The sequence below is a fragment of the Lachnoclostridium sp. An76 genome, from assembly GCF_002161355.1.
Classification (GTDB): domain Bacteria; phylum Bacillota; class Clostridia; order Lachnospirales; family Lachnospiraceae; genus Mediterraneibacter; species Mediterraneibacter caccavium.
Genome location: NZ_NFHL01000003.1, coordinates 89293 through 103408 on the forward strand (window position 1 = coordinate 89293; position 14116 = coordinate 103408).

The window sequence follows — 14116 nt, forward strand, 5'->3', positions numbered from 1 at the left end:
CTGCGCCCATGTCCTTCCGCTCTCCCCTGCCTCGGCTGAACTGTTACAATGTGAAGTCACTTCCGTTGTATGAATCTTGTATTTCCCACTGCGCAGTGATAAAATTTTAGACAGTTTATGACAGTCCAGTTTCATGCCAGGAGGTACATCATGTCAAAGATCTTCAATGACACGGTTTATTATCTGGACGGAGATAACCTTCCGATGCAGGCGCCCCTTTTAACCAGGAGCGATCCGATATCCGGAGAAGTATTATCCATCTCTTTTGAGGGAAGGCCGCTCTATTCCCCGGTGTTCGGCGTATGCCGGCTCCCTGAGGATGAAACAGCGATCGCGCGTATGCTGGCTGGAATGAAGGGATACATAACCGGCGGCCCTGAGATCTATCCCTTCAGATACGCCCTGGAGGACGCTTATCTCGCACTGCTGATGCCTGGCTTCTCAGCCGTTTCAGACTGGCATCAGTCCAAAACCGGGCCCCGCCCCCGGAAACAGGGCTGCGCAGAGTCCTGCAAAAATCTTACTCGGGAGGCAGAATAATATGAAAGCACTCAGAACAGGAATCATAGGTATGGGAAACATGGGAAGCCAGTATGCTGCCCTTCTCCTCGAAGGACAGATTCCGGGAATGGAACTCGCGGCAGTCACCCGCGTTCGCCCGGAGCAGCTTCAGAAACTGGGGCTGGAACTGCCGGAAGGCCTTCCGGTCTTCCCTTCCGCAGATGCATTATTTCAGGCAGTGGATGACAAAAGCCTCAGCCTGGACGCGGTCATCATCGCCACTCCTCACAGGCTCCACGAGGAACAGAGTATCTCCGCCATGAAGCGGGGCCTGCATGTCCTCTGTGACAAACCCGCCGGGATATACAGCCGCCAGGCACGGCTCATGGAGGAGGCGCGGCCGCAGGATCTGGTCTGCGCCTACATCTTCCACCAGCGCACTTCCCCCTCTTACCAGAAGATCCGCAGGATCGTACAGAGCGGGGAACTCGGCGGATTAAAGCGGCTCAGCTGGACCGTGACGGACTGGTACCGCCCCAATGCCTATTACCAGGCTTCTTCCTGGAGAGGCACATGGAAGCTGGACGGAGGCGGGATCCTCCTCAACCAGTGCCCGCACAACCTGGACCTGCTCCAGTGGATCTGCGGCACGCCTGCGCGCACCCGGGCATTCTGCCACATCGGCAAATACCATCCCATCGAAGTGGAAGATGAAGTGACCGCTTACCTGGAATGGGAAAACGGCGCCACAGGAGTCTTCACCGCATCTACAGGAGAAGCTCCCGGCGTGAACCGCCTGGAGATTGCCATGGATAACGGCCTCATCATCTGCCAGCCGGACGGCGTGCGCATCTGCCGTCTCGACCGCCCGGAAAAGGAGGCACGCACAACGCTTACGGATCCATTCGCAGCGCCTTCCGGGACATGGGAAAGCTTCCCGATGGAAACAGAGCCGGACGCCTACGCAAAACTTTTGGCAAACTTCGCCCTGGCAGTCAATTCCGGCCGGTCAGACAATCTCATTGCTCCCTGGGACGAAGCCCGCAAGAGCCTGCTCATATCGAATGCGGTCTATCTCTCATCCTGGGAAGGCGGGACCGTAACCATCCCGCTCCCCGGCTCTGAGGAAGAACTGCTTTTTGAAAAGCGCTTTGAGGAACATCTGCGGGAATTACAATAAGCGCTGTTATTCCGCCTGAAATTACGTCCTGTTGGTTTCTGCTGTGCTCAGAAATGCAATGATTTCTGTCATTATATTGCGCTTTATAGCATCCTGTGATATCCTGCATGTACACAAAAAGACAGTCTTTTATTCCAAATCTCATTTTCGGATCTGTATTCCAGATGATACCCCGATAATGAAGCAGCCAGAGCTCAACCCCATACAGAAAAGCCCCGGGAAACAGATTCTCCTTTACACATCAGGGAGATATGATAAAATAAACTCAGGCCGGATCCTTTTCTGTATGGAGCTGCATTTGCAGGAGATGGCGCAGCAAAAGCGCGTCTCCGTGAAACACAGTTACAGCACAGAAAGGAGAAACGTCTATGGCACAGACAACCAACAATTTCATAATGCTTCCCACAGTGGATTTCTGTTTCAAAGAATTGATGCAGAATGAAAAAGTAAGAAAAGGATTCATCGCAGCGCTCCTTGGCAGAAAGCCGGAAGAGATCCAGGAAACCACACTGCTGCCCACGATCCTGCCCGCTGAATACGACGACGATAAGCTGGGTGTCCTGGATGTGGCAGTACTTCTCAGGGACGGCACTCAGATCGATATGGAAATGCAGGTCGTGTATTTCCCGTACTGGACAAACCGTGTGCTGTTCTATCTATGCCGGATGTATGCCGGGCAGCTGAAAAAGGGAGATTCCTACAATAAGCTGAAAAAATGTATCCACGTGAGCCTCCTGGACTTTGTCCATTTCCCGGAAGATAAGAAATGCTACCACAAGATTTCTCTCTGCGATACTAAAACCGGGAAACTCTATACGGATCTGATGGAGCTCCACATCCCGGAGCTTCGGAAACTGCCCAGAAAAGCCCGTAATGAGGACAGCATCACCCGCTGGATGAGGTTCTTTAATGGGAAGACCAGGGAGGATTTTAAAGAAATGGCAGAATCAGATAAATATATCCATGAAGCATTCAGTGAACTGGAAAAACTCAGCGCGGATGAACGGAAACGCCTGGAGTATGAAGCCCGTGAGAAGGCGGTCCGCGACTACAACTGCCTGATGGACAGTGCACAGGAACTGGGATTAGAGCAGGGATTGGCACAGGGTTTGGAGCAGGGACTTCAGCAGGGCATTAAACAGGGACTGGAGCAGGGCATGGAACAGGGACTTCGGCAAAAAGCAAAAGAATATACTCAAAAAATGCTACGCCGCGGGATGTCTCCTGATGAGATCGCAGATATGCTGGGCGAGGACCCGCAGATGATCGCTTCGATCGTGGATGATCTGCAGCAGGAGCCTCAAAATCCCCAGAAGAATTAGAATTATCCATTAGAAACATGTGCAGATAAGCATGGAGGAGACATTTCCACAGAATGCGGACTTTTTAAAGTCGGGATCCTGCCGGGGGATTGTCTCCTTCCACAGTATAATCATTTAACAGCGGCGTCACATGGAGATAGATTGTCTGTGTCCCGTCGTCATTTGTCTTATAAGTGCTTTCTCCCCATTTCGGGCTGATATACGGGCCGCCGCGGGTGTTATAGACTGCCTCGCCATAGGGCTCCAGCCACTCCCCTACTTCACGGAATACCTGGGCGTGGTCTTCATTGAGTTTTCCGTTAGCCATGGGCCCGATATTGTACAGCAGGTTTCCATCATTTACTACGTTGTTGATCAGGTATTTCACTGACTCTTCCACGGTCTTGATCCTGCCGTCCGGACGGTAGGACCAGCCTCCTCCCGGAGCCTCTGTCACAGTCATGCAGCTCTCCCACGGGCGCTCGGAATCAAATCCGCCCAGTCGGTGTTCCGGCGTGGCGAAATCGCCGTTGATATCATACGGAGACTGCTCGTATCCCGCCAGTACCGAAGTATAGCGGTTATTCACGATCAGATCCGGCTGGAGCTGTTTCATCCGGCGCAGGAGAGTCCGCGCATCCCACTCATTCAGAGAACTTCTTCCGATACTGTCGAACCACATGATGTCGATATCTCCGTAATTCGTCAGAAGTTCCTGTATCTCTTCGAAATAGTATTCCAGATACCGGTGGTGGTCTTCTGTCAGATAGTTCGGATTATACCAGTCGCGCGGTGAATAATAAAATCCGACTTTGAGTCCCGCCTCATGGGCAGCGTCCACAAACTGCTTTACAATATCTTTTCCATAAGATGTATACTCGATTGAATAATTGTCGTAATCTGTAAAGAAGCATCCCTGAACCACTGCATCTGCTCGTCTGTTGCCCTGAGCGTATAGAGCATGTTGCAGGCTTCATCGATCAGGTCGCGGTCTGATACCGGGTCAAAAATATCCTCGCTCCCGCCGATCACGATCAGTCCCTGCCCAAGGTGTTCCATCTGGAAGTTTTCCACTTCGCTCTGATTCTCATCTCCGCTCCAATATGCCTTTCCGAGAGCAGCCGCCGCCTGCTTTAAGTCATAATAACCATCGGCATTTGTGTCTACATCCGGAGCCTCGGTGTCCAGATATTCCGTAAAAAACGCCTCTGGTGCATAGACGGTACCGTCCTCATTTACAGGCTTTGTCCCTTCTTCGAACTCCAATTTCTGATTATTTTTATAAGGATCGCAGTTGTCCGCGTCCACTTCGAATCGGATATACTTTCCCACATCCTCCTCTGTCAGCGTATACGTGCTGCTGTCCGCATTTGGGATCGCTGTATATTCCCCATCCTTTTCGTCGCTGCGGTACCACTGAAAGACAGTACCTGATTCAGCATGGCTTCCACATACATCATAGTATGTATAATTCCCCTGCAGAGTCGTACCTGCAATCTCATCGCCCCGGATATAAGGACGTACGATCTGTACGTCGTCCGGATTGCCCGCAGCTACATCCTCCGGCACTTTCGATGCGGATACTGTCATCCCCATCATTGGGATCACCATTGCCGACGCAAGCACGGCTGACAATCCCTTAGCAATAATGCTCCTTTTTCTCATACTTCCTCCTTCGCTTATTCAGCAGATTTCTCATAAAAAACATCTGCAATCATATTTTCCGGACTACATCAATAATACAGCCCATTTCTGATCCAGTCCGTCCTCTTTCCTCAAGCTCTATCCCGGTTCAATTTTCCCCGCATAGAGATGAATGTATTAATATATGCCGGGGGCTGTAGCCCGGCTGCAATAAACCGGCTGCACGCTCCGGTTAATGCCAGCGCCGATAGAATTCAGTATATTCTATCCAAATCATCAACTTTTCTTTAATTATACATATTTTCTCCATTATTGTTCCTCATCTATCCAACATCTTCGCCTTAACCATGTCGGTTTTTCTCAATTTTTCACTCCTGCTGATCCTTATGCCTTTCGGGTGTCTTAATTATTTCATAAGGTATTTTCTTTTTCTTTAAGATTTTAAACATACTTTGGACACATTTCCCGGCTATACTAAGACTCAGATAGTTGATAAGACAACTATCTCCCCCCTCATAAAGTATTGACATCCCGGGGAACCGGGATGTCGCACTTTACTCTCATTCCTTTAGATAACTTATAAAAACACGGAACCCGTTAGCCCTTGTGGTTAGCGGGTTTTCGCCGTCTATGGCTTTCCGCTTTAAGCGTTTCGGGCACCTTTGGGGCACCCTTTTGTTATCTTATGGAATACTGCGGTGGTAGATAGTTGTTTATAGAGTTGCTATATGATCTTTTTATAGAGTTGTTCCAGTTTATTCATATCTTCTTTTGCCTTATCATCCGTAACGTGTGTATAAATATCCAACGTGATCGCTACGGAAGAATGACCGAGATACTTCTGGACTGTCTTTGCTTCAATCCCTGCTTCAAAGCATCTTGTCGCGAACGTATGCCGGAGCACATGAGGATAAATGTGTTCCATCGGCACGAAATCCTTTTTGCCTTTCTCAGCCTGTTTCTGACGATCTTTGTTGATCGCATTTACGATCCAGTCAAGTGCAGACTGAAAAGCATGCTCTGACACTGGTTTTCCGTTCCTGCTGACAAACACAAGATTTTCAAATCCCCTTAACGGCTCCCATGCATCAGACGCGATCTGCATTTCTTTTTTCTGCGTTCTCTGCTTTCTCAATGCCTTGTATACGCTTTCCTGCATCGGGATCACGCGCTTTCCGCTCTCTGTCTTTGGTGTCTGAAATTTAAACACATATTTTCCGGTTGACAGGTCTTTTATGTATACGAGCGTCTTATTGATCGTGATCTCCCGTTTCTTAAAATTCAGGTCATCTTCCGACAATCCTAAGAGTTCGCCGGCGCGCATCCCTGTGCCTAATGCAGTTACGATCAGATTTTCATATAATCTGTCCTGGGCATATCTCAGTACTTCACTCTGTTCTTCAACAGACAGAACACGGATCGGCTTTTTCTTTGTCTTAGGGAGTTCCACCCCGTCACAGGGATTAAATGAAATGATCCGGTTATGTACTGCATACTTGAACATAGCACTAAGGATATTATAAATATCACGGATTGTCTTTGTACTGTAATTATCGTCTGCCATATCTTGAAACAGCCGTTCTAGCAGTATTGGTTTAAAATCTGCCAGTTTCCTTTTTCCGAGCTTTTCCTGCACATAGTTCTTATAGCAGTAATCATATCGGGATAGCGTGCTATCTTTGATTGACTTTTTCTTGTGAGTATTCAGCCAGACATCAAACCAAGAGTCAAGAGTAAGATTGTCTCCTTTTCCCCTGATCCCGTGCTTCACCTCATATTTGAGCTCTTCCATTTGCTCAATCAATTCTTTTAAATTTGCATTGTCCAGAGTATACTTTTCACCTTTATATTTGAACCGTGCCCGATATGTTCCGTTTGGTCTCTGCATGATCCCTGTCGGCAACTGTTTTCCATGTAAGTCCTTGCCCAATTTTACGCTCCTTTCTTCCGCAAGGACTATACCGTTTGATACCGTTTATTATACCGTTATCCCTGCTTTAGTTCAATCACTTCAAATCTGTTTCTCAAATTATTATTCCGATTCTCTGAGAGAAATCTGTCCAGATCATCCCGCCTGATCACTACTTTGTTCCCCACCCGGATCACCGGGAGCTTATCCCAACGGATCAGATCCCGCAGGGTATTTCTCCCGATTCCCGTGTATTCCGATGCTTCATTAATTGTCAGTGCTAGTTTGTCCTGCATCATTCATCACCTCATTTTCCTCTGTGAAATCGTCTGCTGCACCTTTGGTGTAGTTTGCCTTAAGCACCTTGAGCATCTTAAGATCATCCTCAAGCGATTGTTCTTTCATCGAGTCTTTGTGTTTTTTCAACCAATGTTTCACGTCATCGTTCGGCTCATACTGCTCTGTATATAATTTGTACAGATGATCAAGCAAGACTACAGCCGTCTTTTCTCCCCAGATCTCGTCACATTTATACATAGCGGAGAACAATCCGGAACCGTTGACAAGATGTGACAGCAAACTCATTAACCCGTTATCCCGCGGACTTTCCAATCGCAACCGCTCAAAATCCAAGTTCGCTTTTTCCAGTAATGCCCGGGAAAAATCCAGAAGTTTCTCAGACTGAAGATCGTAGAATCTGAATTTCTCTGAAACTTTATCTGCGATCAGATGACTCAGTTTTTCCTCTTCAGTCTGCATTATGATGTCCGTTAGCTGATGCGCGTACTTACCTTTGAATACCGCTTCAAATCTTACCCATGATGTGGTGTACAAGGCTTCTTCCATGCGAAAACCACGTTTTTCAAGCTGTTCTGTCCTTTTGTCATACACACGCAGAAAGAGCCTTGTACCTGTTTTTTTACTGCCAACGTAAAACGTATCTGCCACACCATTCACTTCATGTGCTGTGATTATGGAGGTATTTTTCCTGCCGTTATAGTCTCGTATTTCCAGATTGTGAGCCTTAAGATTCTGGTAAATATCATCAACGGCAAAATCCCAGTTTTGGTAGTCAACCGCGAAATCAACTCGGCTCAGCCTGAAATTATATGCATCTGACTTGATGGACTCCAGAAACCTTTTTATGTTCATAGAATTGCTTCTGCTATATACAGACCAACTGTGCGCACTGAACTTGATGATCACGCCCATATCAGGGTGTAACGGATGATACGCCACGGCAAAATAAAACGGCTGATCACCGTATTGGTAACCAACCGTGTAGCCTTGCGGACATTTATCTTCCAATTCTCTTTGACTTCCGAAAACCGTTTCCAGATTCGCAAGTCCTGCGAACTCTGAAATCATGCTTTCTGCCTTTTCCTGCCATTCGTCCAGATCTTCCAATATCGTCTTGTCAACCAATGACAGTACAAGTGTTAATTCATCAACTCCTAATAATATCTGTTTTTCCATAATATTCCTCGCCTTTCGCTTAAAATTGTTTGCATTCAGCAATATGTATTTATGAATTTCTGGTTACTTTTTACTCTTTAAAAACTGGAGCTGGGGTACTTACAGTACCCCAGCTCCCTGATTCAACGCATCCAGAACGTCAAAGTTCAAAGTCGGAAATGCACACAGTTTCGGCTTGTTGGCAACCGCCGGATAGGTGTATACACCCTCGCCAATCTCCATTTTCCGTTCCGGGATATCTACGCCCGCGCCAAACGCGGTGACATAGGTCTGATCCTCTGCGTTACCGAGCACCGTTTTCCACGGCAGATTGTCACGCAGGAATGTCGGTATATTATTACTTCCCGCCTGTTGCATCACGATCCAGATGAAAAAGCCTGACTGCCGCCCTTTCAGGATGATCTGAGCAATTAGCTCATCCACGTGGTCACGCTGTTTCTTCTCTTTTGTCTGTAATTGCAGGGAGAACGCAGCATACTCATCGAAAATCAGGATATGCGGGGATAGGTCAAAATCCCTGTAATCACCGTCTATCTTTTTCCGTAAGCGTTTTTTCAACACAGGGCGCCTCGCTTGCATGTTAGACACAAATTTTTCCAGTAATGCAACAATATCCTCAAAATCCTCTGCTGTATCATTAGGGGAAAGCAATTCGCCCAGCAATGCAATGCTTGATGATTTAGGATCAGCGAAATACAAGTGATATTTCACCGGTTTCAATGACATCTGAAGCAGAAGTCCGTGAAGAGCATAAGATTTTCCCGAGCCTGTCTGCCCGACAATAAGCTGATGCGTGAGCGGCAATCGAGTGCGTGAATCAACGAATAATTCATATGTCTCTATCGCATCGGAATATTTTTTGAAAGACTTAAAATTGTTAAACACCAAACGCCTATCGATCGAAGCATCGTAAAAGTCAAAATAATAATGATTCCCATCATCTTTCAAATAAATCTGCTCCATAACATAGCGCCCTAACGCCGCTGATATATCCGTTTTGCTCAGTTTACCGTGCAATCTAATGCTGTTCCTTATATACACTCGCCCGCTTGCGTAATCTGGAAGAAATTTGATCGAAATCCATGGTATCACGGCTATCTCAGACGCACCGATTCTCCTTGTGACGTAAAGTCCCGCATCAAAAAACTGTTTTCTTAAAGACAATACAAGCAGGTAGTGTTTCCACGCATATTTCACGCCTTTGTCAATGTGATTCCGTAACGCCCACACCGTTCCCGAGATCAGAAGCGGTGGAAAACACAATATAACCCATATCAGCCATGCCAAAGTAAGCATATCTGATCCATATATACCCGCGGCGTAGCATATAGCTACGCCGCAGATCGTACTCATTACAGTCCAAGCAATTAACAGCTCACCTCTTAGCTGTCTATCGGTCTGGATTTTCCTCATTTTGCATCCCCCGCTTTCCTGATGCTGTCGAATCTCAGGATCAGATCAAAACCGATCACATACGATTTTTCCGGCAGATAGTTGCCAAGTGATACCTTTTCACCTTTGCGGAAAGGTATCGAGGTCTCACCATTAAGAATGGTAACGTCAAATGTATTTAACACGTTATTTTCGCGCTTGTTCCCATTCTTGTCCATGCCGTAATCGTTATCATCGTGAGCGATGAGCAAAATTACAGAAACACCTTTTTCTTCAGGATTTTTTTTGGACTGATGAGGTCGTTGCGATACTAGCTGAAACTCATTTCTTGTCGCTTTAAGAAACTTCTCAGCATCAAAACTAGTATGGGTATACGCCCACGAGTGCTGAATTGCCATAGCAATCTCCTTTCCGGCTACCGCTGTTGTAGCCTATAATACTCAATTGATAGGTTACACGGGCAGTTTAACGACTCTTACCCAGGTCAAAGTTTTAGGCTTCACCCCCTTTTTTAACGACATCAGCAATATCGCATCGTAATACATCTACCATTTTCAACAGGGTTTTTACTTTGAGAGCATCTTCCTCTCCGTGTAAGTAGTTCTGATATGTACCACGACTTATTCCCACCTTTTTCGCAAAAAACTCCTGCGTGTACATAGGAAATTTTTTTTGACGGATTTTACGCAATCTCTCGATATTCTTCATAATGTCCGTTATCGGTATAGATTGAATCACATTATTAATTTCTCTGTCAGCGATGCAATCACGTTCAAGTTCCTGTTCTAATTTGTCTTTTGTCCATTTAATCGTCATGTAGTGTCTCCACATGAGCGCGCTCATTTTTTAGATATCATGCAAGCCTGCGTCTTTTTAATTAATTGCTAAGTCGTGCCCTATGACACAACAGATATATTCCTCACATTTGCAACTGTGGGACATCGGCAGATCATTACCGTTAAGATAAGTATTTAACATGCAATGTTCAAGAATTTTGACATTTAGAAAATTTCTCATTTTTTCAATAGCGAACGCTTCTTTATAAAACTTTTATAATAATTTATAGTTTTTTTCTTGACAAATTTTTTCTTTTTACGAGATAATACATTATGGAAAGAAGATAAAGGTTAAAAGAAATGATTATGTTTTCATAAATGGATGGGGGTTCGGGGGCTTGCCCCCGAGGGAAAAGTTTTTGCGTATGCAAAAACTCCAAGGGACGAGTTTAAATTTTTTTAGAAATTGAATATAGAATGATTAAAGAATGTAAAAGAGAGCGGTCTCCCGCCCTCTTTTTTGCTTATTTGTTTTAAAAATCATCTCGAATTCTACCGGAAAACTCAGCCGTACACCCTACCGCCCGCCAGAATGACCGCGCTCCGCTAACACTCATTCTTCTAGTTGGTCTGATTTCTTTGCATACTGCTTCAGATCATTTCCCACAGATGCTAATATAAAAATTGATCTTCGTCAGATGGCACATATACTGCTATATCCTGGATATTGCACTTCAAGATTCTACATAAATCATTAACAGTTTTCATTGATATATCTTTATTATGCTTCAAACGCGACAGTGTACTATGAGAAATATTATATTTACGGTTCAATGTATACCAATTCTCATTTGAATTTTCTAATGTTTTCCAGAACGGAGAATAATCAATCATATGCTATTCCTCCCTAGGAATAACCATAAAATATATTCTAAGACTTGAATATCTTCGATATGTCGAATATACTGTATTTATTGGAATTCGCTAAGGCTAGGAGTGATGAATTTATGAAAAAGAGAAAACTTGTATCCCTTGTACTGGCCGCCACACTGGCAGCCTCAATGATCGCAGGATGCGGAGGGAAAGAGACGCCGACTGCATCTGACGCAACAGAAACCGTAGAAACGAAAGCGGATCTCACAGCGGAAAAGAACGTGACTGTGATCCAGAACAAAGCGGCACCGTTGTCTGACTTCCTTTCAGAGGTAGAGCCGGACACCGGGTACTCCGTGAAAACAGTGACCCTTGACTACGACGGGAAATCGGTCACCTTTGACACAGACGGGGAACTGCCGGAACCGGGAAAAGGTGACACGTTCACCGTAGCAAAGACAGAGGGTGCAACAACACTCATGAGCGGGAAGAACGTGCCCAACGTCTCCCTTACCTTCTCGGAAGTGACGGACAAAGCCAAAGACCTGACGATCACCTTTGACTTAGAAAACAGCAAGGGCACGAAAGGCACCGCCGAGGCGGTCGTCCCGGTGACGGTCGTGCCGGAAGCCGTGTCTGAGGTAGCTGACCTGACAAAGAACCTGAAACTGTCTCAGGACTTGAAAGAGTATGACTTTGACGTCTATGCGTCCAATATCCAGCAGGAAGCCGGAGAGGACAGCAACATCAAGTCCGTGACCGTCAAAGAGGGCAACGTGGACTTCGGGAAACCGGGGCATTATGAGGTGACCTATGAAGTAGAGTTCAAAGAGCCTGTCAAAGTGGAGACGCCGGACACTTCCGATGACAAAACGGATGCACCGGATAGCGGGACAGAGGGTTCCGATGGCAAAACGGATGGTTCCGATAACAAAGACAGCGGTTCCGATAACGGGACAGGCACTTCTGATGACAAAATGGACGGTTCCGATGACAAAGGCAGCGGTTCTGACGTAGGTTCCGTGGATATCCCCACAGATGTGGAAGTCGTGGACAAAGACGAGGAGAAAGACCTCGGGGATGACGTGATCAAAGACAACGTGAAGCCGGGAGAGAAACCGGCGGATGATGAGAAAGAGACCGATGACGGAAAGACCGACGGGGACAAAGGGACGGATGACGGGAAGACGGAAGAGACCGGTTCTTCTTCCGGAGGTTCTGCTTCTGGCGGCTCTGGTTCATCCAGCGGAGGTTCCTCTGGTGGCAGCTCTGGTTCCTCAGGTGGTTCCTCAGGTGGTTCATCCGGTGGCTCTGGTTCATCCGGCGGCTCTGGCGGTTCATCCGGCGGCGGGGGTTCTACCACACCGCCCCATGTTTGTAGCTGGACGCCTCACACAGCAACGCGCTGGCATGAGAACTGGGTGACTGTAACGACTAGCGACCATTCCTATGACACCGTTTGTGGCTGTGGCGCTGTATTTGGCGATGGTGTGGGTCACGCAGAACACGAAAAAGCCCATCTGAAAGCGGGAGAATATTATGGGAGCCAAGATGTTGCTTGTTCCCACACGCATAGCCATAGTGAAGACCAGGGCTGGAATGAGACCTATACAGATTATTACTATTGTTCCTGCGGCGCTACAAAGCCTGCATAGGACAAGATTCGGGAGGGCGGGGATTTTCCTGTCCTCCCTAAAGAGGAAAATATGGGACAGAAAGCATTATCCTTTTCCATCAAGGGAGGGTTTGTCACCAACTTAGCCCGGGAGTGGCTGTTTGACGGGAAATTCCAGAAAGCCGTTGACCTGCTTTATTCCTGTACCCAGTCAGACGACCTGACGGAGGCGGAACAGGCGCAACTGGTTTGGAAGATTCTGGACGGAACCTGTGACATCGTGGGGACATATCCGGGAGAGGATTATGGGATTGAGGAACGTCCGGGAGAGGATGATAAAAGATAAGAACCTATATCTCGGAATTTTGAAAGGAGATGGTAACGGCGATTAACACTTTAAACCTTACACCAAGATAAAAATATTCAAAACGCATAGGAGATAGGGTATGAATAAGCAAGAAATTTTAAACTATTTAGCAGAAAAGAAAAGAATAACCGCCCCCGTTGCAATAGCAGAAGATAACGCTAATAAAGCCGAGCGGAATTATGAAAAGGCTACAAAAAAATGGAAAGCCGGAATCATTGTATTGGGAGTTTGTTTTGCATTTTGGTTTGTTTGGGGGTTGCTCATTGTGCATGATACAAATTTATTTTATCTTGACCACAATGGCTCACCACAAATTGGAGGGCTTGGTGGTTCCCTCCTCTTTGGCGCACTTCTCGCTATACTACTTTACATGAAACAGAACCGCTATGTAAAACCCGCAGACCATAAACTCGCAGAAGCACTTAGCGCATTGGAACAGGCAAAAAGCAATCCTGCCTATCAAAACGGAGCGAAAGATTTTCCGGCAAAGTTTTATAATTATTATGACATTTACCATCTTTGGAATTTTATCAATGAGGGACGCGCTGACAGCCTGAAAGAAGCATACAACTTATTAGAAACACATCAATTCCAACAGGATCAAATGGCGATTCAGGAAGAAATCAGACGTTTACAGCAGGATACCGCAACAGCATCAACAGTAACTGCGGCGGCATCAGTTGTAACTGCGGTAAACTCATTCAGGAAGAAATGAGACCTTTCCGGGGCACTTTTGGGGCACCTTTTCATAATAAACTATAACAGCTTATAAAAGTGCTAGACAGGATGAAGCCCGCATTTACGGGCTTCATAGCAATTTATAACACGATATAATCAAACAGTATAGTCTCTCATTCCTTTAGATAACTTATAAAAACGACGAGAACCCGTTAGCCGGATGGTTAACGGGTTCTCGTTGTTCTGCGTCCATTACAGGATCGTCTTCGCTTTATTCCTTTACCTCACTGTTTGGAACAGTAAACACTACTGACATTGCCAGCTCTGTTCATGTATTTTTTAGTTTTCGTTAATAATTTTCCTGCTTCTTTTATGATTTCCTCACACTTCTGTCATATTTTCCC

General features: G+C 46.2%; 15 protein-coding genes. 6 read left to right on the forward strand and 9 right to left on the reverse strand.

Features of this window, described 5'->3' with window-relative positions; translation table 11 throughout:
• Nucleotides 1-150 precede the first annotated feature (150 nt).
• The 3 genes from B5G27_RS07225 to B5G27_RS07235 all read left to right on the forward strand — a co-directional run bounded on the left by B5G27_RS07225 (nucleotide 151) and on the right by B5G27_RS07235 (nucleotide 3003).
• Entirely contained in the window at nucleotides 151-540 is a 390-nt protein-coding gene (locus B5G27_RS07225; RefSeq protein ID WP_087178258.1) for a hypothetical protein, read from the forward strand.
• 1 nt (nucleotide 541) lies between these two features.
• Complete coding sequence (locus tag B5G27_RS07230; protein ID WP_087178259.1) at nucleotides 542-1681, forward strand: Gfo/Idh/MocA family protein; 1140 nt, start codon at nucleotides 542-544, stop codon at nucleotides 1679-1681.
• A 368-nt stretch (nucleotides 1682-2049) separates the two neighbouring features.
• Nucleotides 2050-3003 carry an Rpn family recombination-promoting nuclease/putative transposase gene (locus B5G27_RS07235; protein ID WP_087178260.1) on the forward strand — a complete coding sequence of 318 codons (954 nt, stop codon included), beginning with the start codon at nucleotides 2050-2052 and terminating at the stop codon, nucleotides 3001-3003.
• A gap of 64 nt (nucleotides 3004-3067) precedes the next feature.
• On the opposite strand, the gene B5G27_RS07240 is transcribed toward B5G27_RS07235, so the two are convergent.
• The 9 genes from B5G27_RS07240 to B5G27_RS16880 all read right to left on the reverse strand — a co-directional run bounded on the left by B5G27_RS07240 (nucleotide 3068) and on the right by B5G27_RS16880 (nucleotide 11073).
• Complete coding sequence (locus B5G27_RS07240) at nucleotides 3068-3907, reverse strand: alpha-L-fucosidase (protein WP_162611213.1); 840 nt, start codon at nucleotides 3905-3907, stop codon at nucleotides 3068-3070.
• A complete protein-coding gene (locus B5G27_RS16005; protein ID WP_162611214.1) occupies nucleotides 3832-4647 on the reverse strand; it encodes a hypothetical protein in 816 nt (271 codons plus the stop codon). The genes B5G27_RS07240 and B5G27_RS16005 overlap by 76 nt, the downstream gene beginning before the upstream one ends.
• Before the next feature lie 703 nt (nucleotides 4648-5350).
• Nucleotides 5351-6556: a tyrosine-type recombinase/integrase gene (locus B5G27_RS07245; RefSeq protein WP_242958264.1), complete on the reverse strand. Its 1206-nt coding sequence runs from the start codon at nucleotides 6554-6556 to the stop codon at nucleotides 5351-5353.
• Between the two features lie 56 nt (nucleotides 6557-6612).
• Nucleotides 6613-6834 (reverse strand): helix-turn-helix domain-containing protein, encoded by a 222-nt coding sequence (locus tag B5G27_RS07250; protein ID WP_087178262.1) that lies wholly within the window; start codon nucleotides 6832-6834, stop codon nucleotides 6613-6615.
• Nucleotides 6803-8011 carry a replication initiation factor domain-containing protein gene (locus B5G27_RS07255; protein ID WP_087178263.1) on the reverse strand — a complete coding sequence of 403 codons (1209 nt, stop codon included), beginning with the start codon at nucleotides 8009-8011 and terminating at the stop codon, nucleotides 6803-6805. The genes B5G27_RS07250 and B5G27_RS07255 overlap by 32 nt, the downstream gene beginning before the upstream one ends.
• 99 nt (nucleotides 8012-8110) lie before the next feature.
• The gene (locus tag B5G27_RS07260; protein ID WP_087178264.1) at nucleotides 8111-9424 is read right to left on the reverse strand and encodes an FtsK/SpoIIIE domain-containing protein; all 1314 of its coding nucleotides are present in this window, start codon (nucleotides 9422-9424) and stop codon (nucleotides 8111-8113) included.
• Complete coding sequence (locus tag B5G27_RS07265; RefSeq protein WP_087178265.1) at nucleotides 9421-9801, reverse strand: hypothetical protein; 381 nt, start codon at nucleotides 9799-9801, stop codon at nucleotides 9421-9423. The genes B5G27_RS07260 and B5G27_RS07265 overlap by 4 nt, the downstream gene beginning before the upstream one ends.
• A gap of 94 nt (nucleotides 9802-9895) precedes the next feature.
• Nucleotides 9896-10219 (reverse strand): helix-turn-helix domain-containing protein, encoded by a 324-nt coding sequence (locus B5G27_RS07270; protein WP_162611215.1) that lies wholly within the window; start codon nucleotides 10217-10219, stop codon nucleotides 9896-9898.
• Between the two features lie 632 nt (nucleotides 10220-10851).
• The gene (locus B5G27_RS16880) at nucleotides 10852-11073 is read right to left on the reverse strand and encodes a helix-turn-helix domain-containing protein (protein WP_087178267.1); all 222 of its coding nucleotides are present in this window, start codon (nucleotides 11071-11073) and stop codon (nucleotides 10852-10854) included.
• 113 nt (nucleotides 11074-11186) lie between these two features.
• On the opposite strand from B5G27_RS16880, the gene B5G27_RS16215 reads away from it, so the two are divergent.
• The 3 genes from B5G27_RS16215 (at nucleotide 11187) to B5G27_RS07290 (ending at nucleotide 13749) form a co-directional block, all read left to right on the forward strand.
• Complete coding sequence (locus B5G27_RS16215) at nucleotides 11187-12707, forward strand: hypothetical protein (protein WP_087178268.1); 1521 nt, start codon at nucleotides 11187-11189, stop codon at nucleotides 12705-12707.
• Between the two features lie 51 nt (nucleotides 12708-12758).
• Nucleotides 12759-13013 (forward strand): hypothetical protein, encoded by a 255-nt coding sequence (locus B5G27_RS07285; protein ID WP_087178269.1) that lies wholly within the window; start codon nucleotides 12759-12761, stop codon nucleotides 13011-13013.
• A 100-nt stretch (nucleotides 13014-13113) separates the two neighbouring features.
• Nucleotides 13114-13749: a hypothetical protein gene (locus B5G27_RS07290; RefSeq protein ID WP_087178270.1), complete on the forward strand. Its 636-nt coding sequence runs from the start codon at nucleotides 13114-13116 to the stop codon at nucleotides 13747-13749.
• The last annotated feature ends 367 nt before the right edge of the window (nucleotides 13750-14116 follow it).